The sequence below is a fragment of the Pseudoalteromonas carrageenovora IAM 12662 genome (genome assembly GCF_900239935.1).
Lineage (GTDB): Bacteria > Pseudomonadota > Gammaproteobacteria > Enterobacterales > Alteromonadaceae > Pseudoalteromonas > Pseudoalteromonas carrageenovora.
Genome location: NZ_LT965928.1, coordinates 2,998,983 through 3,019,693, shown reverse-complemented (window position 1 = coordinate 3,019,693; position 20,711 = coordinate 2,998,983). Strand labels below are relative to the sequence as shown.

General features: G+C 40.0%; 23 protein-coding genes. 16 read left to right on the top strand and 7 right to left on the bottom strand.

All coding sequences use genetic code 11. The features are described 5' to 3' along the window. The first annotated feature begins 184 nt into the window (after positions 1-184). The 7 genes from ALFOR1_RS13700 to ALFOR1_RS13675 all read left to right on the top strand — a co-directional run bounded on the left by ALFOR1_RS13700 (position 185) and on the right by ALFOR1_RS13675 (position 8,371). Entirely contained in the window at positions 185-1,561 is a 1,377-nt protein-coding gene (locus ALFOR1_RS13700) for a Na+/H+ antiporter NhaC family protein (RefSeq protein WP_058549519.1), read from the top strand. Between the two features lie 175 nt (positions 1,562-1,736). Continuing rightward, a complete protein-coding gene (locus ALFOR1_RS13695) occupies positions 1,737-2,762 on the top strand; it encodes a LysM peptidoglycan-binding domain-containing protein (protein WP_104643285.1) in 1,026 nt (341 codons plus the stop codon). Positions 2,763-2,774: 12 nt separating this feature from the next. Then, positions 2,775-3,638 (top strand): hypothetical protein, encoded by an 864-nt coding sequence (locus tag ALFOR1_RS13690; RefSeq protein WP_227006893.1) that lies wholly within the window; start codon positions 2,775-2,777, stop codon positions 3,636-3,638. A 202-nt stretch (positions 3,639-3,840) separates the two neighbouring features. Next, on the top strand, positions 3,841-4,551 hold the full coding sequence (locus ALFOR1_RS13685) for a hypothetical protein (protein ID WP_104643284.1): 711 nt from the start codon (positions 3,841-3,843) through the stop codon (positions 4,549-4,551). A 210-nt stretch (positions 4,552-4,761) separates the two neighbouring features. Continuing rightward, complete coding sequence (locus ALFOR1_RS13680; RefSeq protein WP_104643283.1) at positions 4,762-6,504, top strand: potassium/proton antiporter; 1,743 nt, start codon at positions 4,762-4,764, stop codon at positions 6,502-6,504. A 218-nt stretch (positions 6,505-6,722) separates the two neighbouring features. Further along, positions 6,723-6,953: a hypothetical protein gene (locus tag ALFOR1_RS20535; RefSeq protein ID WP_232007039.1), complete on the top strand. Its 231-nt coding sequence runs from the start codon at positions 6,723-6,725 to the stop codon at positions 6,951-6,953. Continuing rightward, on the top strand, positions 6,905-8,371 hold the full coding sequence (locus ALFOR1_RS13675; protein WP_232007038.1) for a KAP family P-loop NTPase fold protein: 1,467 nt from the start codon (positions 6,905-6,907) through the stop codon (positions 8,369-8,371). Before ALFOR1_RS20535 ends, ALFOR1_RS13675 begins: the two co-directional genes overlap by 49 nt. A gap of 54 nt (positions 8,372-8,425) precedes the next feature. Here ALFOR1_RS13675 and ALFOR1_RS13670 read toward each other — a convergent pair whose 3' ends face one another. Genes ALFOR1_RS13670 through ALFOR1_RS13660 form a run of 3 tightly spaced genes read right to left on the bottom strand, consistent with a single transcriptional unit; the run spans position 8,426 to position 10,240 of the window. Beyond that, entirely contained in the window at positions 8,426-9,049 is a 624-nt protein-coding gene (locus ALFOR1_RS13670) for a hypothetical protein (protein WP_104643282.1), read from the bottom strand. Then, positions 9,036-9,590, bottom strand: a complete 555-nt coding sequence (locus tag ALFOR1_RS13665; protein ID WP_104643281.1) for a sigma-70 family RNA polymerase sigma factor — start codon at positions 9,588-9,590, stop codon at positions 9,036-9,038. Before ALFOR1_RS13665 ends, ALFOR1_RS13670 begins: the two co-directional genes overlap by 14 nt. A 14-nt stretch (positions 9,591-9,604) precedes the next feature. Further along, entirely contained in the window at positions 9,605-10,240 is a 636-nt protein-coding gene (locus ALFOR1_RS13660) for an energy transducer TonB (RefSeq protein WP_104643280.1), read from the bottom strand. A gap of 145 nt (positions 10,241-10,385) precedes the next feature. Between ALFOR1_RS13660 and ALFOR1_RS13655 the strand changes: the two genes are divergently transcribed. Together ALFOR1_RS13655 and ALFOR1_RS13650 are read left to right on the top strand one after the other, a co-directional pair. Continuing rightward, positions 10,386-10,892: a DUF3087 domain-containing protein gene (locus ALFOR1_RS13655; RefSeq protein ID WP_104643279.1), complete on the top strand. Its 507-nt coding sequence runs from the start codon at positions 10,386-10,388 to the stop codon at positions 10,890-10,892. A gap of 25 nt (positions 10,893-10,917) precedes the next feature. Further along, positions 10,918-11,367, top strand: a complete 450-nt coding sequence (locus ALFOR1_RS13650; protein ID WP_104643278.1) for a low molecular weight protein-tyrosine-phosphatase — start codon at positions 10,918-10,920, stop codon at positions 11,365-11,367. 54 nt (positions 11,368-11,421) lie between these two features. Here the strand turns inward: ALFOR1_RS13650 and ALFOR1_RS13645 are convergent, their stop codons facing one another. After that, the gene (locus ALFOR1_RS13645; RefSeq protein WP_104643277.1) at positions 11,422-12,534 is read right to left on the bottom strand and encodes an energy transducer TonB; all 1,113 of its coding nucleotides are present in this window, start codon (positions 12,532-12,534) and stop codon (positions 11,422-11,424) included. 252 nt (positions 12,535-12,786) lie between these two features. On the opposite strand from ALFOR1_RS13645, the gene ALFOR1_RS13640 reads away from it, so the two are divergent. From ALFOR1_RS13640 to csrA, 6 genes are all read left to right on the top strand, one after another. Next, positions 12,787-13,410 carry a GTP cyclohydrolase II gene (locus tag ALFOR1_RS13640; protein ID WP_104643276.1) on the top strand — a complete coding sequence of 208 codons (624 nt, stop codon included), beginning with the start codon at positions 12,787-12,789 and terminating at the stop codon, positions 13,408-13,410. Positions 13,411-13,491: 81 nt separating this feature from the next. Beyond that, positions 13,492-14,280, top strand: coding sequence for a BPSS1780 family membrane protein (locus tag ALFOR1_RS13635; protein WP_104643275.1), 789 nt, complete (start codon positions 13,492-13,494; stop codon positions 14,278-14,280). Beyond that, on the top strand, positions 14,280-14,732 hold the full coding sequence (locus tag ALFOR1_RS13630) for a regulatory protein RecX (protein ID WP_104643274.1): 453 nt from the start codon (positions 14,280-14,282) through the stop codon (positions 14,730-14,732). Before ALFOR1_RS13635 ends, ALFOR1_RS13630 begins: the two co-directional genes overlap by 1 nt. 19 nt (positions 14,733-14,751) lie before the next feature. Further along, on the top strand, positions 14,752-17,352 hold the full coding sequence (gene alaS / locus ALFOR1_RS13625) for an alanine--tRNA ligase (protein ID WP_104643273.1): 2,601 nt from the start codon (positions 14,752-14,754) through the stop codon (positions 17,350-17,352). Positions 17,353-17,358: 6 nt separating this feature from the next. Next, positions 17,359-18,576, top strand: coding sequence for an aspartate kinase (locus ALFOR1_RS13620; RefSeq protein ID WP_104643272.1), 1,218 nt, complete (start codon positions 17,359-17,361; stop codon positions 18,574-18,576). A 91-nt stretch (positions 18,577-18,667) separates the two neighbouring features. Beyond that, positions 18,668-18,859: a carbon storage regulator CsrA gene (csrA, locus tag ALFOR1_RS13615; protein WP_104643271.1), complete on the top strand. Its 192-nt coding sequence runs from the start codon at positions 18,668-18,670 to the stop codon at positions 18,857-18,859. 50 nt (positions 18,860-18,909) lie between these two features. Here the strand turns inward: csrA and ALFOR1_RS13610 are convergent, their stop codons facing one another. The 3 genes from ALFOR1_RS13610 to ALFOR1_RS13600 form a co-directional block, all read right to left on the bottom strand. Continuing rightward, complete coding sequence (locus tag ALFOR1_RS13610) at positions 18,910-19,377, bottom strand: YcxB family protein (protein WP_058549533.1); 468 nt, start codon at positions 19,375-19,377, stop codon at positions 18,910-18,912. Between the two features lie 130 nt (positions 19,378-19,507). Then, positions 19,508-19,699 (bottom strand): hypothetical protein, encoded by a 192-nt coding sequence (locus tag ALFOR1_RS13605; protein WP_004587517.1) that lies wholly within the window; start codon positions 19,697-19,699, stop codon positions 19,508-19,510. A gap of 56 nt (positions 19,700-19,755) precedes the next feature. Further along, entirely contained in the window at positions 19,756-19,929 is a 174-nt protein-coding gene (locus ALFOR1_RS13600; protein ID WP_002961939.1) for a DUF1328 domain-containing protein, read from the bottom strand. Between the two features lie 528 nt (positions 19,930-20,457). Here ALFOR1_RS13600 and ALFOR1_RS13595 point away from each other — a divergent pair. Then, positions 20,458-20,703 (top strand): OadG family protein, encoded by a 246-nt coding sequence (locus ALFOR1_RS13595; protein WP_104643270.1) that lies wholly within the window; start codon positions 20,458-20,460, stop codon positions 20,701-20,703. Positions 20,704-20,711: the final 8 nt, after the last annotated feature.

The following is a 20,711-nucleotide window of genomic DNA, read 5'->3' as shown; positions in this document are numbered from 1 at the left end:
TATCGTTTAGGTTAAAACGGCCTAAGTGCAGTGCCTTAAGTGATTTATTTACAGGTGACTTAACTAAGGCAATCCATTAAGCTAAGCGGTTTACAAATTCAGGCCACATTTTTAAAACGGCCTGCAAAATAAGCGTTTAAACGTGAATAAGCGAAAGCACTTCGCTATTAATAAAGGTTAACTTATGTCTTGGTATTCTATATTACCGCCGCTCATTGCTATCGCCATCGTGTTTTGGCGCAAAGAAGTAATAATGGCACTTTTGGTGGCCGTGGCTTCATCAGAACTTTTACTCGCAATACAAGGCGAGGGTAATACCTTATTTGCTACATTTTTAAATACCATTGAGCGCATAATATCGGTAGCCAGCTCGCCAGGTAACACCCGCATTTTAATATTTAGTATTATGATAGGTGCCTTGCTGGCTTACATTCGCGAATCTGGCGGCGTAGCAGCCACCGTTAATATGCTAATGAACAAAGGCATTGCAAAAAGTAAGCGCCAAGTAGGCTTTTTAACCATGTTTACCGGCATCGCAGTATTTATAGAGTCAAACCTAAGTGTACTAACCTCAGGTATTGTATCGCGCGGCCTGTTCGACAAATTTAAAATGAGCCGAGCGCGTCTTGCTTACATTATTGATAGCACCAGTGCGCCGGTGTGTATTTTAATACTGCTTAACGGCTGGGGCGCATTTGTGCTGGGCTTACTTGGCAATTACGAGCTAAGCGAATCGGCAGTTTCTATTTTATGGGGTAGCGTAGGGTATAATTTTTACGCCATTATCACCTTAGTCATTGTGTTTTACACTATCGCGTTTGATAAAGTACACGGCCCAATGAAAGAAGCCGAGCAAAAGCTAGAGCTGCAAAAAACCGACCTAAAAGAAGAAGTAAAAGGCTCTAAAGCGCGTTATATGCTCGTGCCTTTAGTCACGCTTATTGTGAGCATGGTAGGCTTTATGTTTTACACCGGTAACGGCGTATTAGCAGAAGGTAGCGGCTCTAAATCTGTTTTATATGCAACCGTGTTAGCCATTGTGGTTGCTTATGCTTTAATGATTAGCTCACGCCAATTTACCCACCATCAATTAGTAGACACCGGCTTTAAAGGCATGGGCGAGCTATTACCATTGGTAAGCATTGTATTGCTTTCACTTACACTGGGCGCAAGCTTAAAAGAGCTAGGTACCGGCGTATTTGTAGCATCGCTAGTAGGCGACTACTTACCCATTTACCTAATTGTACCTGTGCTGTTTTTAACGGGTGCGGTTATGTCGTTTACTACGGGTACATCGTGGGGCACATTTGCCATACTCATCCCTATTGGCGTACCACTTATTCAAGAGCTTGGCTTACCGCCTTCACTTGTAGTAGGCGCTATTTTAGGTGGCGGCATATTTGGCGATCACTGCTCGCCTATATCCGACACCAGCGCCGTATCAGCACTCGCCTCGGGTTGTGATTTGCTCACCCACGTCAAAACGCAGCTACCGTATGCATTATTCGGCGGCGCATTGACGTTTATAGCGTACTTAGTAACAAGCATAATTGTGTTGTAAACGCATTTTAGAATACGACAATTCCAAACACTCAAAAGCCTGCTTAATTGCAGGCTTTTTTGTTTATTAAAATTATAAATGAATACTCTTCAATAGAACGAAGCTAAATTGACAAGGTGGGATTGTCCTCGTATATTTATGCCCATAATGGAATTTAAATATATTAGGAATAAAAATGGTAAAGGAATACATTGTAAAAAAAGGTGATACATTATGGGATATATCTTCTAAGCACTTAGGGTCTCCAATGGAATGGCCTAGGTTGTGGAGGTTTAATAACCGAAAAGAAGTTTTAGCTATTACTAATAAGCCTATAACTAATCCTGACCTAATTTATCCAGGGCAAAAAATACTTATACCCTTGCTTAGCCAAGCTATTAAAAATCAAATAGATATAGGAAAACCTCAAGTAAGGCCTAAGAAATCCCTCTCAGAAAATCTGAGAACATTAAAATCTCCAATTTCTATTAGCTATAAACTAGATGATATAACACATCCTCCTATCGTTTTACCCAATGCTATCGTAGAGGTTAAAATGACGGGTAACATTACTTTGTCTAGTGTGGATAAATACCCTGTTAATTATGTAGTGAATGATAAACAATTAGAAGCAACTGTCTCCTCTCAAGCAAATAAAGCTTTTGGATCGTTAATTGGCGAAACGAAACTAGCTTTCGACAAAAAAACTAAGGAGTTAACTCTTGGAACTAATATTGTATCTAAAAGTACCACACCAAATAGGCCAACCACCTCAGTGGGAATAGAAATGACATCTAGCTCTCCGATACCTAAATTGAAATATGAGGTGCGACTTCAGCAACTAAAAGGAAAAATAAATCAATTTAATTATATTGCTGAAAATGTTTCATTTGTATTAGAGGTGACATTTACATCTGCTGGTGATATTGGTACTCGGAAAGGGAAACCGGATAACTCAACCCCTTGGGATAAGATTTTGGCCGTTGGGTTATTTGCTGGGGCAACTGCAATTGTTGTAGGGACTATTGTTGAGGATTACGTTACATTAGGTGCAGGTGTTGCAGATGATCCTGCTAGTTTTGCATTGGCTGCGGGTATGACTGCTAGGGGTGTTGCTTTATGGGGGACAGCAAGGGCTGTCGTAATATCAGCATCATTACCAGCGGTTGTTAGGTTTACTATTTCAGTAGTACCGACTGCAACACTTAAACATGCACATTAAGATAGGCTATACATGAAAATTAAAGCTTTTATTATATTTACTTTATTACTATTTATCTACGGATGCTTAGATATAGAAAGTGAAATAGAACAAGCTAATAGGTTAGCAAAAACATACCATCTCAATATAAAAACAGATAATCCAAAGCAATCCTATTCGAAAGATTTTACCGAAGAAGAGGGAAGTTTAGCGAATGTTGAAGTGACTATAACCTCTTTAGATAGTGCGCCTGAAACTCTTGATGGGATTGAGTCTGCCTTGAGAGTTTACCCTGAAGGATTTATTTCTGAAGTAATTGATACTATCTATATTGCTGGCTCTATAACTATTGAAGGTGCTGCGGCTGGCGGAACTTATGGTTCTAGATGGATAGCTTTGTCTAATGTTGCACAATGGAATGGAACAAAAGCTAACTATGAAAATGCGCATCGTGGAGTACATCATGAACTTAGTTCACTCATATTTAATAACTCACCATTTAGCGTAATGACATGGCAAAGTTTATTAAGTAGAGATTGGAAACCTGCAAAATCAAACTTTGAGGCACTTACAAAAGATGAGTTAGCGCCAGATTATAGCGCGGGCTTTTTATCTGATTATGGTAAAACATCTATGGGTAATGATTTTAATACTTACGCCGAATTTGCTTTTGCAGAGCCTGAAAAGCTACGAGAGCTTGCTGCAACGTATCCTGTTATAGCTAACAAATTGAGTGTTTTTATTACCGCGTATACGCAGATTTTTCCAGAATATCAGCAGGGCTTCGAAGAGTATTTCACTAATACGGGTTTAAGCGATGTTGCTATAAAACCTGATAATGTAGAGATTACAATCCACAGTGATTTTAGTAATATTAAGCCTCAAATAATTCACTAAGTAAATTTAGTAAAGGGCTTATGTTTTACATATAGTCATGGTTCATACTTAAGATATTCCTCTGTTAAAGAAGCATAAATCGAATACTCTGAAGCAGCTTTTTATGTACCTTAAATCATTGTAATAATAACTTGTCAGGATTTCTCTACGTAACTTTAAATGATATGATTTCACCAATTAAATAATAAATAAGGACATTTTTATGGATATTATGATTGGTCAGCAAGCTCTTAAAAAGAAAAATCAGCTAACTCAGTTATCAGAGCGAGCAATCGGTCGAGACTTTAAAGAGCAAGCAGCATTAGCTATACAAATGACTCAATGCAGTGCAGCTGTTTATAGGAGGTTACAGCGCACTTACAAATCAACTGTAACGCCACGAGATGAAAAAAGAGTTAAAGCCGGAGGCTTGAGTACACAATCAGTAACTTTTTCCACTAGTAATAACAGCCAAAAATCTTTTAATAGCTTACTACCTGCAATGCGTGGTGGGAGAGCCGCACCAACTAATACTTCCAAAACATCCAATGATGTTGCCGTTGCTTCTAATCAACCACAAGCAGTTAATTTGTTAGCTTTATTACACCCTGTAATAAGCAGTGATATTATGAAAACAGGTAACGCAGTAGAAAAAACAGCTACTATATTAGGACTGGTCACAACTACAGTTGGTTTTGTTGTTCCTGGAGGTGGAGCCGTATCCTCTATTGTTAGTTGGGTAGGTAGTGGCGCTACTTATTCAGGTTTCACTATGTCAAGAATACGTCCTGATGCGCCGGATAGAGCCTATCATCAATTAACTAACTACATTACGTGTTTAGCGGCTTGGAATAAAAAAGCGTGTGAGTTAATCGATATAGCTGATCCAAATGGACAATGGACTTTTCGGGATATTGAAAACGGATTCTCATAGAGTTAAGGCTGAAAAGACAGTTTTAAATATTTTATGAAAGGACTCTACTAAATATAAGAAAGCCTGCTTAATCGCAGGCTTTTTTGTTTTAAATATGCGGTTAAGTACCCGTATTTATATTTTTTAGGTTATTGTATGGCATGAGCTTTAAGCTTTTTAATAGCTATAAATTCTTACTTTTTAACTTATACAAGGCTGTAAACCCACACTATGTTTGTAATAGATAATATCATTCTTGTTAGTGCCATTTTAATTTTACTAGGGGTTATCTCGAGCAAGCTCTCTGCTCGCGTTGGCTTACCAGTGCTCGTGCTATTTTTATTGGTGGGCATGCTTGCAGGTGAAGACGGTATTGCCGGTATATCGTTTGATAACGCAGAGGCTGCACATGCTTTGGGTACTCTCGCGCTTGCCATTATCCTATTTGATGGGGGCTTACAAACACCCACCAGTTCAATTAAACAAGTGTGGAAACCCGCGTCTGCTTTAGCAACTGTCGGGGTGTTATTTACCGCTGTAATTACAGGCCTTGTGGCCACTTATATTTTAGACCTGCCCATATTACAAGGTGTTTTACTTGGGGCTATTGTTGGCTCTACTGATGCCGCAGCCGTGTTTGCTCTTTTACGTAGCGCCGGTATTCACTTAAATAAAAAGCTTAAATCAACCCTTGAAATAGAAAGTGCCTCGAACGACCCAATGGCTATTTTCTTAACGGTTGGTTTGCTCGAAATGCTCGTTAACGACATGCCAATAGGGCTGGGTTTACTGCAGTTATTTGCCCAGCAAATGGGCGTAGGCGCCGTTTGTGGGTTTTTAATTGGCAAGGTGTCGGTGTGGTTTATTAATCGAATAAAATTAAATGCATCAGGTTTGTATTTAGTAATGGTAACCGCATTTGGGCTGCTTTCTTTTGGCCTTTCTGCAACGCTTGGCGGCAGTGGCTTTTTAGCTGTATTTATAACCGGCGTTATTTTAGGTAACAGTAAATTTGTATATAAACGCGGTATTTTTCTGTTTCACGATGGTTTAGCGTGGCTTGGGCAAATAACCATGTTTGTTGTGTTAGGGCTGCTTATTAATCCATCATCACTCGTTGATGTATGGCTAGAAGGGTTACTGATTGCACTGGCACTTATTTTTGTGGCTCGCCCACTAGCGGTAGCGCCAATTTTAAAATTATTTGGCTTTAAAAATCGCGAAACTTTATTTGTATCTTGGGTGGGGCTAAGAGGCTCAGTGCCGATTATTTTAGCTATATTCCCACTGTTGTTTGGCCTTTCAGGGGCGGAGCTTATTTTTAATGTGGTTTTTTTCGTGGTGTTAATCTCGGCCACGTTGCAAGGCTCAACTATGCCTTGGATGGCTAAAAAGTTAAGTTTAATAGAGCCGCCACCCGATTTAGCAGCTGCAACGCTCGAAATTACCGCCTTAAACGATATTGATATAGAAATTGTAGAGTATACGTTAAGTGAGGTTTCTCGCGTTTCTGAGCGCAGTTTGTCACATGCTGCACTGCCAGAAAGTGTAGTTGTAGCCATGATCACACGAGGGCCTTCAATCATACCGCCACGCGGCTCTACTAAGTTAAAACCAAACGATCATTTATTTGTTGTTTTAAAACCCGCTAACAGACCTTTTGTTGATTTAGTTTTTACAGCAACCGATAAAACAAACCACCAAGACAGTCACTTAGCGCGCAACGAACTTAAAGTGAAAGGGGTTACGTTAGTAGGCGATATATTTTACTCATATCACATGAAAATAGACGCGCCAGAGGGCATAAGCTTGGAAGAGGTGATCAACCAAAAGCTCTCAGCAGAAATCAGTAAAGGGTCAATTGTGGTTATTGGTAATGTTCAACTACGCGTTATAACAATGGTACATACACGTATAGTGACCATCGGCTTAAAGTACTTACACAATCCAGAACAACGACTTTTAAAGCAGTAACCATTAACGCTGATTTATAAGATATTAGCGAAGTAGATTGGGTTGAGTGACACGAAACCCAACGTATCACCGATGCAATGAGCAAACCCAAGGCTAATTATATGTAGTGTTTGTTGTAGGCGTACAGCTTGCTGGCGCGTCGGGCGTTAGCTCGGAGAACTCAGCGATAGAGCGTTTTATATTGCACTATGTAAAAAAGACTATTTAAAGGGAATTAAATGAAAGAATTCAATTGGAGTAAAGCAACTAAGCCACCATTAGAAGAATATTTTCCTGCCGATAAATTAGATCGTGCTCGCTACGCCACATTTTTATCAAGATTATTGGCTCAAGAGGGGTTTGACAAGAGTAGGCCTGATGATGAGCAAAAGAAAAACTATGTATTAAATCTCAATGCTGAATGGGGGCAGGTAAAACCTATTTTCTTAAGCGCTGGTCACGAGAATTAATAGTAGATTTTCCTGTTGTATATATTGATGCATGGCAGCAAGACTATTCAGACGACCCATTTTTAACTGTAATTGCAGGTATCATCAAGCAGCTTCAACGTCAGGCTAAGTTTAATATAACTATTCCTAAGAGTGCAGTTTCTATGTTTAAGGCTGTTGCACCTGCTATTGCACAAGGCCTAACTAAAAAAATATCAGGCATAGATTTAGATGAGTTACACACATTACTATTCTCTGATGAAGAAATTGAAGATGATCAAAAGCAAAATTCTAACAAGTTAACTGGCAGCGACTTTTCACCTGCAGTAAAGGCGCTTGCACAAAACTTAATTAAAGATCATGAAGCTAAAAATAAAAGCGTTGAAGTAATCAAAGCTAAGTTAGCTGATTGGGTAAATAAGTTTGAAGAGCAGGAAGGTAAGTCGTTACCCATATTTATTTTTATTGATGAATTAGACCGTTGTCGCCCAAGTTATGCAGTAGAAATGCTAGAGACGATTAAACATATTTTTGATGTTAAAGGTATTGTGTTTGTTGTAGCAACAGATACAGAACAACTCCAACATACAATCAAATCAATTTATGGTGAAGGCTTTGATGCTAAGATTTACCTAGGCCGTTTTTTTAATAGCCGTTATAGCTTAAAGCGACCTGTTTTAAAGGATTTTTTATCAGTACAGAGCGATACAACTAAATTTGAATCTGCGTATTTAAAAAGTAGAAAAATTGAGATACTCCCCCGCACAGAAACACCGGAAACCGCTTTAGCTAATATCTCAGTTGTTTTAGATGCGTTCCAAGTGCCGCCTAGAACAGCCATTCAAATTACTGAACGCATTACTGCCATTATTGTAAATTTACCAAGTGGTAAAAAAGTAGATGTACTCGTACTCGCTGTTTTGTTTTGTATCTATGAAAAAGATCATTCTTTATATGAAGAAATAATAAGTGGAAGGTTTAAGAGAACAAAACTAACTCAGAAAAGCGATACACAAAATATAAAGTTATCTGATTATTTATCAGAAGAAATACTACCCGTAGATTTAGAAAGGGATGTTATATTTTTTATTGATTCAAAATTATATAGTAAGGAGCCGAACTGTATAATTAACCGCTACAAAGATACGAAGAAAGTAATTAAATTAAAGCATTACATAGAGTATTTTTTCTGCCAAATTTTTGTAGTTGAAACATCACTTGTTTTTGCAGGATTTGGAAACACGCAGGGGAGGAAGTTAACTGAATTAGAGCAAGCTGAAAAAGAATTACGGGAATGCAATGATTCTCCTCAATATGAAGTGGCTAAGTCTTTGATTAGATATATTTATGTAAAAGATGCACATAACAAAATTACTAAAGAGCAATATCGTGATTTTATAGAGCTTTCATCACCACTTGATTACATGGGTGATAGTTAATTTTTACTAAAAAGTATTTTGGGTGGTAAGTAAAGTAACTCACTTAATTACCACCTAAGCCCCACACTGCCTAACTCCAGCACCCGCATGTTTAAGTGCAATAATCTGCCCTTTACCGTTATGCGCCATAGCGAGCATATCACCGGTATTTATATTATTTTCCACTGCGTGCCTTTCCTTTAAATCACTGAGCAGTGACTGCTTAATTTGCACTAGTACCTCGTCATTACAGCTGGCTATGTACCAGTCGTTATCTACCTGTACGAGCGTGCCGTATTCTATGTGGCGTTGTTGGTGTAAGCGCAAGCTATTAGCATGCTGAGTATCGAGTGCATGTTTTTGCTCGGTAATGGCGCTTGTGTAACTGCCCGATGGGTTTATTTCGTGGGTTTTAATAATTGAGTAATCGTGAATGTCTATAGTTTTAAATGAGCTGTTAAGCACCGTTTTAGGTGCGTAGTTAATGCCATAGCTGCTATCAAACACAATAAATGCGAATACGCCCAGTGCGCAAGCAAGGCTGGTTAACTGTAGCGTAAAACTAAGCCTTGAGGGCTTTTTATGGCTGGCATTATTAAGTAACGCTTTTTGCTGGGAAGCGCTGAGTGTAGTGCGTGCTTTTCGCTCTTTGTAGTGTTGAGTGAGCTTTTGGTCAAACTGCTCATCAGGCTTGTTCATTGTTTGCTCCTAATAAACGTTTAAGGTTTTGCTTGGCATAGCGCAGCCTTGTTTTTACGCTCTCATGGTTGCTTTGCGTTATAAGCGCTATGTCGACAAGGCTAAAGCCTTCTTGTTGTAAGGTAATGGCTTCGCGCTGTACAAAGCTTAGCTGTTTAAGTGCATTATCGAATGCTTGATAGCTTATATTGCTTTGCTCATTTTGCTGCGCGGGTAGATGAGTGTTTTCGTCAAGTTCTACAAAGCGCTGCTGTTTGCGGTATTCGTCTATAAGTGTGTTGCGGGCAAGTTTAAATAACCACGCTTTTGGCGTGGTTTGCGCTTGGTAAAGATGGCGTTTTTCGATTACCTTTAGCCATGTTTGTTGGCTTACATCGTATGCTAAATGCGTATTAGATTGCGTAACAAGGTAGTGGTGTAAGTCGTTACTGTAGAGGGCAATAAGCTGCTCTAAGTAACGATTGTCGCCACTTTTTGCGTAACTTGCCATGCAGTCCTTGCTTGGCGTTTCAAATAACCATGACTTAATACTGAGTAGCATAGGCGTTTAGTCCGTTAAATAGAGTTATCTAATTTAAAATCGAGCTGTACGGTTTGACCAGTTTGTAATTGTGCCACACCTTCAATTACTTTGGGGCGATATTTCCAGCGTTTTATGGCTCTTATTGCTTCGCGGTCAAAGGTGCGTTTTGGTTCGGCGTTAATAACTACAGGGTCAATTACCTCCCCCGTTGGCGAAATGCTAAAGCTTAGTTGCACCCAACCTTCAATGCCATCGCGCGCTGCTGTAGTTGGGTATTTAGGGTTTATGCGCACTATGGGTGTTGCATCCCCGGTAGGGCGGTTAATGGTGCTATTTATATCATCTCCAAAGCTGTCCATTATTAATGGTGGGGCAGTGTTTATTGCCATAATTGGATCGGCACTGGGTGAAACTCGCGGTGGTGCTTTTGGCGGCACTTTAGGCATTGGCGGTGGTGGTATTCTTTTTATGGTGGTTGTTTGTTTATCCTCTGGTGCCTGAAAAATTTCTACAATAATATCGCCACCTGGTTTAATAAGCGCGCGCTGCTCGCCAGATATTAAATATTGCATAAACGCAAAAGCCGCAAAGGTCATTACTGCACCGCCAATTACGGCGGTTGATGTTTTAATAAATGCTGAGTTATTAGGTACTTCAAGTGTGTGCATAAGCCGCTCCGAGTAAACTTATTTGGGTTATTTAAAAGCTATAACGGGGGGCAAATCAAAAAGGGGTTAAATAATTTTATAAAAATTGCGGGGTTTAGTTACAATAGCGTTTTGTATTCTTTTACTTATAAATTTTTAGGCTGTTATGCAACTCATACAAATAGATAAAGCACGTTACCGCAAGCATTTAAATCGCGTAATTGCAGGTTGTGCAGCGGGTTTGGCTTTGGGTAGTTTGGCTATATCGCAAACGTTAATTGCGTTGTTTCCAGATGAGAGTGGCAGTCATTTTCATTGGAACTTAACTGGGGTGGTGATAACAAGCTTAGCTATTGCTTGGTTATTAAATAAATACCGACGCCACCCTTTCATGACTGAAGTGGTTTATGTGTGGGAATTAAAACAAGCACTGAATAAAATAACCCGCAAAATGCCAAAACTAAAAGCAGCAGGGCGCGAGGGCAATGCCGATGCACTGTTAGCGATTCATTATAGTTACGCGGGCTCACGACTTTTATGGCAGCTAGACGATAATACGATTACCATGGATGACTTGGCCATAAAGCAAACTGAGCTTGATAGTGTGGCTGCAAAGTATAACGTTACGCTTAATGCTGATGAGTATGATGCGAATATTTTAAAGCAGTTTTAAAGTTAGTTTTAAGGAGCAAGCCCTGATGAAAAAAGTACTTATAGTGTGTTTAGGTAATATTTGCCGCTCGCCAACCGCAGAGGCTGTGTTAAAAGCGCGTGCTAAAAAATTAGGTGTTGAGGTAAAAGTCGACTCGGCAGGGACTATTGGCTATCACGAAGGTAAAACGCCAGATAGCCGCTCAATGGCTGCGGGTGAAAAACGCGGTTATAGCTTTAAAGGACTTTTTTCGCGCCCAGTGCGCACCACTGACTTTACTGAGTTTGATTTAATTTTAGCGGCCGACACACAAAATTTAGCAGATTTAAAAGCGCAATGCCCTGCGCATTTACATTACAAGCTGGCGCTGTTTTTAGAATACGGCGAGCAAAGCCAAAGCGCCATACCCGACCCATACTACGGCGGCGATGATGGTTTTGAAAATGTACTTGATTTAATAGAAGCGGCAAGCGATAAAATACTCGCTAAGATTTAGAACCAATTTATAAATTTAAAAAAAGCGCCAAATGGCGCTTTTTTATATTTTAGCTTATCGGTTAATTTTAAAGTCGAGTTGTACCTGAGTTACAGCGCTAACTGGTTTGCCATCTTCAAATTTTGGCGCGTAACGCCATTGTTCTATGGCAGCTTGAGCTGACTTTTCAAATGCGCTGCCACCTTCTGAACTAAGTACTTTAGGGTTTTTAACAAAGCCTGCAGTATCTACTTCAAACTCCATAACAACGCTACCATCGCTACGAAATCTAGCTTTATTTTTAGGGTACTCAGGATGAACACGGTAGAGCGGTGTTTGCTGTTGCGATTCTTTCCAAGGCACCATTTGGGCAATAGCTAGGCAATGCTTAGTTGCTTCGTCGCTTTTGCCCTGTTTTTCGTACAGGCTAACAAGACGCGAATGTGCTGTTAGCTCTGCACTGTGATCAAAGCTTAAGTTTTCGTCAAACACGGTAACTATGTTGTTTAAGCGCTCAATGGCTTGGCTGTATCTTTTTCTGCCTTCGGCAAAAGAAGCCATTAGAAAATCGGCCTTAATTTGTTCTACTGAGCCATTAGGTACGTTTTCTCGGTAGTATTCGTCGGCGGCTTCTAGGTAGTTTTTGGCTTCACGGTATTTTTTGTGGCTATGCTTTTTAGCAAGCAGCGTTGCAGCTTCTAGCTTCATGTCGGCTACAAATTTAGGGTTGTTCTGTGTTTCGGCTATTTCAATTATTTGTTCTAAATAGTTATCTGCTTGATAAGCCGATGGAGCGTAGTTTGCCTGACCAAATAAAGCATCAATAACTTCTACAGATTGCTCCCCATGATTACCTGCCAAAATGGTATGTGCTTCTTTATAGAGATTAAAGCGTTGCTCAGTTAGCTCTGTCCCATAGCCATTAATCGCCTTAGCGTAGTTAATTGCTAAATTAGCGGTGTTGTCGTCGTTTTTACCATAAACAGCTTTACCTGAAGTGTAAGCAAGTTCTGCAGCTTGTTGTACATTTTCGTCTGCTTTAACGGCAGCTAAGTAATTTTTGTATGCTTGGCTAAAAACACGTTGAGGGTCGTTTGCTTGGCTAGCTAGTGCTTGGGTGCTTAAAGTAGTTGCGCTTAGCGCTGATAAACTTAAACCAACAAATAAGGCGAGTTGCTGTGGCTTCATAATAATCCCTATTAATATTCATACTTTATAGTAACGTACACCAAATAAGAATGGTTGTCATTAAAATGGGTAAATGAACGTAAATGCTTAACTCATTTGTTGAGGGCGTTTTAAATTGCGGTTAATCATTGAAAACAACGGCTGTCGTCGCCATATAATTGCGATAAACAATGTTGTACTACGATCTAAATTTAAACGTTTGTGATATTATCACCTTATCGTGTCGTAGTTATTTAAATATTTGGATTTGTCGTGGCGCAAGTAAGAGCAAGAGTCCAGCTTAATGTTGGCAAAAACAGTGATATCCCTGCAGAAATAGTGTCATTTACTGACTTAAAAGATGGCCAAGAGCATATTGCTATGGTGTTTAACAACGCCGATACCGAGCAAAATGTGCCACTTATTCGTATGCACTCTGAGTGTTTAACGGGGGATGTATTTCATTCGTCACGTTGTGATTGCGGTGAGCAATTAAATGAATGTATTGAAATGATGCACGAAAAAGGCGGTGTTTTACTATATTTGCGCCAAGAAGGGCGCGGTATTGGTTTGTACAATAAAATTGATGCCTATGTACTTCAATCGCAAGGTATGAACACCTACGAGGCTAATAACCACTTAGGTTTTGCCGACGATTTACGTGATTTTTCGGATGCGGTGTTAATGCTTAATGCGCTTAACTTAAGCCACGTTAAATTAATGACTAATAACCCTAAAAAGCTTAATGCACTCAGGGATGCGGGTATTGAGGTTGATTCAGTTATTGGTACTCACGCACATATTAAAGCGGGTGTTGCAGGTAACAAGTCGTACCTAGAAACTAAAATTAAGCACGGCGCGCACATGCTAGACATTAAGAAAATTAAAAAACCTTAAGTATTTAATTGCGTTCTGTCTATTAATCCCCCCTCACGCCAAGTTATACTTGGCGTGTTTCGTTTTAAATTAAGAGCAAGTATGTCTACAGAATTACGAATTTTTAAAGCTGATGCAGGCCTAAAGTGGTTTAAAGCCGGATGGCTTATTTTTAAAACCCAGCCAGCAACCTTTATTTTTATGCATTTATTTATTGGCATTGTAGGGCTACTGTCTTTATTTTTACCTGTACTGCAAGTTGTTGCAGCACTAGCTACGCCGTTTTTAACCGCTGGCTTTTATCAGGCGGTGCTTACAAAGCAGCAAGGCGGTAAAATTATGCTGGCCGATATACTCAAACCGTTTTCGGCAAAGGGGAATCGTTTAGGGTTACTGCGCTTAGCGCTTTATCAAATGGGTGCGGGTATTTTAATGGCGTTACTTGCTAATGGTTTATTTGCCGATGCAGTGGCTGTTATGAGCCAGCCAGGGCTTGATCCAAACGTAGCACTTGAGCAAATGCTTGAGAGTATATCTGGCGCTAACGTTATTTTATTTTTTATGGCGATGCTTATTTACCTAACGGCATTTGCGTACGCTGTACCGCTTGTTTACTTTAGTAAAGAAGCACGTATTTTAACGGCACTTAAAAAGTCGTTAATGGTGTTTTACCATAATATTTTGCCACTTGGCGTTTTTGGCGTTATTTGCGCATTATTTATGGCGCTTTCTATGTTCTTATCGTTCTTACCACTATTGATTTTAATGCCAATTTGCTACATTAGCTTTTTTGTATCTTATCAGGCTATTTTTATGCCTATTGTGCCACCAAGTGACGATAGCAACGTTAAGCCACTTAGTAGTGAAATAAGCGGGCGTTTTGACGCTTAATGGATGATAAGTTAAAGCAAAAGCTAAAAAATTATGTACTTTGGTTACTAGGGCGCCAAGAGTATTCGCGCCGTGAGTTAACGCAAAAACTACGGCAAAAAGAAGCCACAGACGAGTTTATCGAAAACCTGCTTAATTGGTGCGAAGAGCACAATTTTATTAATGAGCAGCGATACTGTGAAGGCTTTGTAAGAAAACACATATTTAAATGCCACGGGCTTAAGCGTATTCAAAGCGAAGCCATGGGCAAAGGGATTGACCGTTCGCTACTTGAAAGAGTAGTTGAAGAGCTTGAAATAGATTGGTTTGAGCTGGCGCAGGACGCGTACAACAAAAAATATTCGGATACACCGCCAAATCTCGATTACAAAGACAAAGCTAAGCGCGTGCGCTACTTAATGTATCGAGGGTTTAGCTACGATGAAATTAATTTTGCAATGCAAGCACAGTAAATACAGGTGAGACTTTCAAATGCAGCACATGACTACCGCACAAATTAGGCAACAGTTTTTAGACTTTTTTGCCAGCAAACAACACCAAGTTGTACCTTCAAGCTCGCTTATTCCGGGTAACGATGCCACGTTGTTATTTAACAACGCCGGTATGGTGCAGTTTAAAGATGTATTTTTAGGCGCGGAATCACGCCCATATACACGTGCGACAAGCTCGCAGCGTTGTGTACGTGCCGGTGGTAAACATAACGATTTAGAAAACGTTGGTTACACGGCGCGCCACCATACATTTTTTGAAATGTTAGGTAACTTCAGCTTTGGTGATTACTTCAAGCAAGAAGCAATTAAGTTTGCGTGGGAGTTTTTAACTGAGGTTGTTAAATTACCTCAAGAAAAACTACTTGTTACTATTTATCACGACGATGAAGAAGCATTTGAGTACTGGTCAAAAGATATTGGCTTAAGTGAAGATCGCATTATTCGTATTGCTACCTCAGACAACTTTTGGTCTATGGGTGATACAGGCCCGTGTGGTCCGTGTTCTGAAATATTTTACGATCACGGTGAGCACATTTGGGGTGGACCTCCAGGCACTCCAGAGGAAGACGGCGACCGCTTTATTGAAATTTGGAACCTCGTATTTATGCAGTACAACCGTCAAAGCGACGGTACTATGCTGCCATTACCTAAGCAATCTGTTGATACAGGCATGGGCCTTGAGCGTATTTCTGCTATTTTGCAGGGCGTGCATTCAAACTATGAAATCGATTTGTTCCAAGGCTTAATTGCAGCAGCTGCAAGCGTAACTAACGCGCAAGATATGGACGATAAGTCACTTCGCGTAGTAGCAGATCATATTCGCTCATGTGCGTTTTTAATCTCAGACGGTGTTATGCCATCTAACGAAGGCCGTGGTTACGTACTTCGTCGTATTATTCGCCGTGCGGTTCGCCATGGTAATAAGTTAGGTGCACAAGGCGCGTTTTTCTTTAAATTAGTTGCTGCACTTATTGAGCAAATGGGTCAAGCGTACCCAGAGCTTGCTAAGCAGCAAGAAATTATTGAAAAAGTATTACGCATTGAAGAAGAGCAATTTGGTAAAACACTTGAACGTGGCTTAGCTATTTTAGAAGAAAGCTTAAGTGACCTTAAAGGCGATGTGATCCCAGGTGATTTAGTATTTAAACTTTACGACACGTATGGTTTCCCTGCCGATTTAACCGCCGATGTTGCACGTGAACGCCAAATGACGATCGATCATAAAGGCTTTGAAGAATGCATGGCTGTACAGCGTAAAACTGCACAGCAAGCAGGTAAATTTGGTGCAGATTACAACGAGCAATTAAAATCAGAAAAACTAACTGAGTTTAAGGGCTACGACAGCACGCACCATAGCGCGACAGTGGTAGAAATTTTTGCCGGTGGCGAAGCCGTTCAGTTATTAGAAGATGGCCAAGAAGGCATTGTAATACTAGACCGCACACCGTTTTACGCAGAATCGGGCGGTCAAACTGGCGATACTGGTACTATTAGCGTTGCTGGTGGCGAGTTTAATGTTACTAACACCACTAAACTTGGTAATGCATTTGCGCACCACGGTACAGTACAAGGGCGTATTGGTGTTAACGATAAAGTAGATGCCACTATTGATGACGCACGTCGTGATAGCATCAAGAAAAACCACACAGCTACGCATATTTTACATGAAGCGCTTCGTCAGTTGTTAGGTGAACATGTAGGCCAAAAAGGCTCGCTAGTTCAAGCTGACCGTTTACGTTTTGATTTCTCGCACTTTGAAGCTGTTACAAAAGATGAGTTACGTGAAATCGAGCGTGTAGTTAATGACGAAATTCGTCGTAACTTTGCACTTAACACTGAACTTATGGCAATTGATGATGCTAAAGCGAAAGGTGCTATGGCGTTGTTTGGCGAAAAGTACGACGACGAAGTACGTGTAGTAACTATTGGTGATTACTCAATTGAGCTTTGTGGTGGTACACACGTTGAGCGAGCTGGTGATATTGGTTTATTCAAAATTGTATCTGAAAGCGGTATTGCTGCAGGCGTTCGCCGTATAGAAGCAGTAACTGGCGCAGATGCCGTAGCGTATGTAAGCGAGCAAGAGCAACAGCTTAACGATGTTGCAGCGCTTGTTAAAGGCGATAGCGCATCAGTACTTGAAAAAGTAACAGCGCTTCTTGAAAAGTCTAAAGGCCTTGAAAAGCAAATTGCTCAGCTTAACGACAAGCTAGCAAGTGCTGCAGGTGCGTCTTTACTTGATTCGATAGTAGAAATTAATGGCGTTAAGCTATTAGTTGCAAACGTTGAAGGTACTGAGTCTAAAGCGCTTCGCGGTATGGTTGACGACCTTAAAAACAAGATTGGCTCAGGTGTTATTGCCCTCGGTGTTGCCAGTGGCGACAAAGTAAGCCTAATTGCCGGTGTAACTAAAGACTTAACAGGTAAAGTTAAAGCCGGTGAGCTTGTAAACCACATGGCTTCTCAAGTCGGCGGTAAAGGCGGCGGCCGTCCTGATATGGCTCAAGCGGGTGGTTCTCAGCCTGAAAACTTAAACGTAGCGCTTGATAGCGTAACAGCTTGGGTAACCGAGAAAGTTTAAGATTACGTGGCACTTATTGTCCAAAAATATGGCGGCACTTCAGTTGGCTCAGTAGAGCGAATAGAGGCGGTCGCCGACCTTGTTGTTAAAACTAGGCAACAAGGACATCAAGTGGTTGTGGTGCTCTCGGCTATGTCGGGAGAAACCAACCGCTTAATTAATCTCGCCAAACAAATTGATACTCGCCCGAGTAGCCGTGAACTAGATGTATTAATTAGCACCGGAGAGCAGGTGTCTGTATCGCTTCTAGCTATGGCTATTATAAAGCGTGGCCATTCGGCCGTAAGCCTACTTGCTGATCAAGTTAATATTCAAACCGACAACATGTTTGGCAAAGCCCGAATTGAGGACATTGCTGCTACGCGTTTAAAGCATGAGCTTGAACATAACCGCATTGCTATTATTGCGGGTTTTCAGGGGCGTGATGTAGAAGGCAATATTACAACGCTTGGCCGTGGTGGCACAGATACCTCAGCAGTAGAAATTGCCGGCGCAATAAAAGCCGATGAATGCCAGATCTATACAGACGTTGATGGCGTATATACTACAAATCCTCGTGTTGAACCTAATGCACGGCGAATGAGCCAAGTAACCTTTGCTGAAATGCTAGAGATGGCCAGTTTAGGCGCTAAAGTATTGCACATTCGCTCTGTTGAGGCGGCAGGTAAACACAATGTTCCGCTTAGGGTGCTTTCAAGCTTTAACCCTGATGAAGGCACATTAATTAGCTTTGAGGAAAGCGATATGCCAAGTAAGGTTGTTTCGGGTATTGCGTTTAATCGCGACGAATGTTTAATTAAGGTACAAGGTATGCCAAGCAGCACTCAGTACCTTGCAAAAATTTTGAAACTTTTTGCCGATAATGGCGTCGAAATAGATATGATTAATCAAGATAATCATAACTTTGAAAAAATAGACTATGCTTTTACTGTGCACTCGAATGACTATCTGCAAGCGCTTGAATTAATTACTGAGCAACAAGCTCAATTAAGCGCTGATAATATTAGCGGATTAACCACAGTGGCTAAAGTGTCTGCTGTTGGAATGGGTATGAAATCGCATTCTGGTGTAGCTAGTTTATTTTTTGATGCATTAGCGCAGGAAAATATTAACGTGGTTTTAGTCTCTACGTCAGAGATTAAAATTTCAGTTTTAATAGATGAAAAGTACCTAGAGTTGGCTGTTCGTGCATTACATAAAACATTTTTAACGGAAAATGAGTAGTTTGGGAGTTTTTACTTACTTTTCAATCGATTTTTCATTAATATGTTTAAGCGGAATCTTATAATTTTTATTGGAACATGGGAGCAAGAGAATGCTAATGCTAACTCGTAGAGTAGGTGAAACCCTAATGATTGGTGACGAAGTAACAGTTACCGTTCTAGGTGTTAAAGGAAATCAAGTTCGAATTGGTGTTAATGCACCTAAAGACGTATCTGTGCACCGTGAAGAGATTTACATGCGCATACAAGCTGAGAAGTCGAACCCTAATCCGGGCAATGCTTAATCAACACGTATACGTAGTTGAGTAATTTACTCAGCTAGTTAAAAAGCCACTCACTGAGTGGCTTTTTTGTTTATAAAATCGAGTGTTTCTGGGCTTAGTATTTGTTTTGAGATGTATTGCATACCGCTTTTATTTTTAATTAACAAACCGTTTGGTGTATTTACTACCTCAGTTATATCTTGCCATGCTAGTTGGTAGCTTTTGTAATGATTAGAGGATTTAATCCCTTCATCATCAAAAGTGAGCGTAACCTCGGAGCCTGATGCTCTGCTAAACATTTGCCTAGTAACCCACCAAGGTCGGCGGTAGTAAAATGCTACGCATTCCAGCACGGCTAACATGATCATAAATGTACCTAGGTAATGATCGTCCAATCCATAAATCCCAAATAAACCAAGCGCAATAAGTAGTACTAGTAAAAAATACTTGGGTTTGGCGCGTTTACTATAAGGAAGTGACTCGTCAAAGCACTCGTAAAAATAAGGTTTATCAAGCGTGTAGGTAGTTGTGAATGCCATATTGTATTTACTTAAAGCGTATTTTTTGACATTTTAACAGTAAGCCCCTAAATGAGCAGCTTTAAAGTGAGGATTTTATTGCAGGCACAAAAAAACGGCTCGTAAGCCGCTTTTTTCTAAAGGCGAAGAATTAACAGTTAGTTTCTTCTGCGTTAACGCCTTCTTTTACATTTTCACATGCATCTTCAACAGAGTTTTGCACGTCAGTTACTGCTTCATCAATGCGCTCACCAGCCTCTTCTGCGTGGTTGTCTTCACAACCCATCATGAAAAAACCTGCAAATACTGCGATTAGTGCTGCTTTTAAAGTTGTAGAGTTCATAGTGTAATTCCTTGTAAGTATTAATTAATTTAGTGTTTGTTAGTCGTATGCCTTATCTACCTGGGTGATTTGCCACGTAGCGCACCTGAAACTAATGAAATCACTAAAAGTACTAAAAAGATAAAAAATATAATTTTTGCTATACCAGCTGCGGCACCTGCGATGCCACCAAAACCTAACACTGCAGCGATTAAAGCAATAACTAAAAATGTGATTGTCCAGCGTAACATTGTCTTCTCCTTGGTTTATCAAATCGTTCGAAATAACTAATGCCAGTTACATGCCAGCTTATTTTATTGTTATTTATCAATTGCTTAATTGTTTTTTGATAATTATAGGTGACTATTGGCTTAGTAATTTTTACGCTTTGTTATGTAACTTATTCACACCTATGTAATTTTAGTAAACAAGATATATAGATAGCTAAGTTTAACATTTTTTGGTAAGACCAATTTACATTTTATCAATTGGCTTTAACATTACTATACCTGTAACGCGCTATTTTTAATGGTATTTATGGATTGTTAAAGTTATGGATATAACCTTTGCCTATAACCATTATTTTTATCATCTATACGTAGCGGTGTTTATGGCTGTTTTAGCTATGTTAACCAAGGGGGTGATATGTTATTTTTATTTTAATTGGTTTTACCAATTTACAAGGTGTAGACAAAGCTATTAGTTTTGTTATCATCCGGTGAATAATTATTTAAATAAATCGATTTTTTATTTCGATGTGGGTTTTAAGGGGGAGAGTAATGGATATAGGTGCTCTACTTACAACTGCAGGTAGCTTAATGCTAACCGGTATGGTTGGGGTGTTTGTATTTTTGTCGATATTAATTGGTGCGGTTGTTCTTATGTCTAACTTGGTTGCGCGTTTTAGTGAACCAGAAGTGACAACACCAGTTAAATCACCGTCTTTTAAATCTCAAGGTGTGCCTAGTGAGCACATCGCTGCTATTAGTGCTGCCATTGCTCAGTACAAATCAAATAATAACTAAGGGGCACA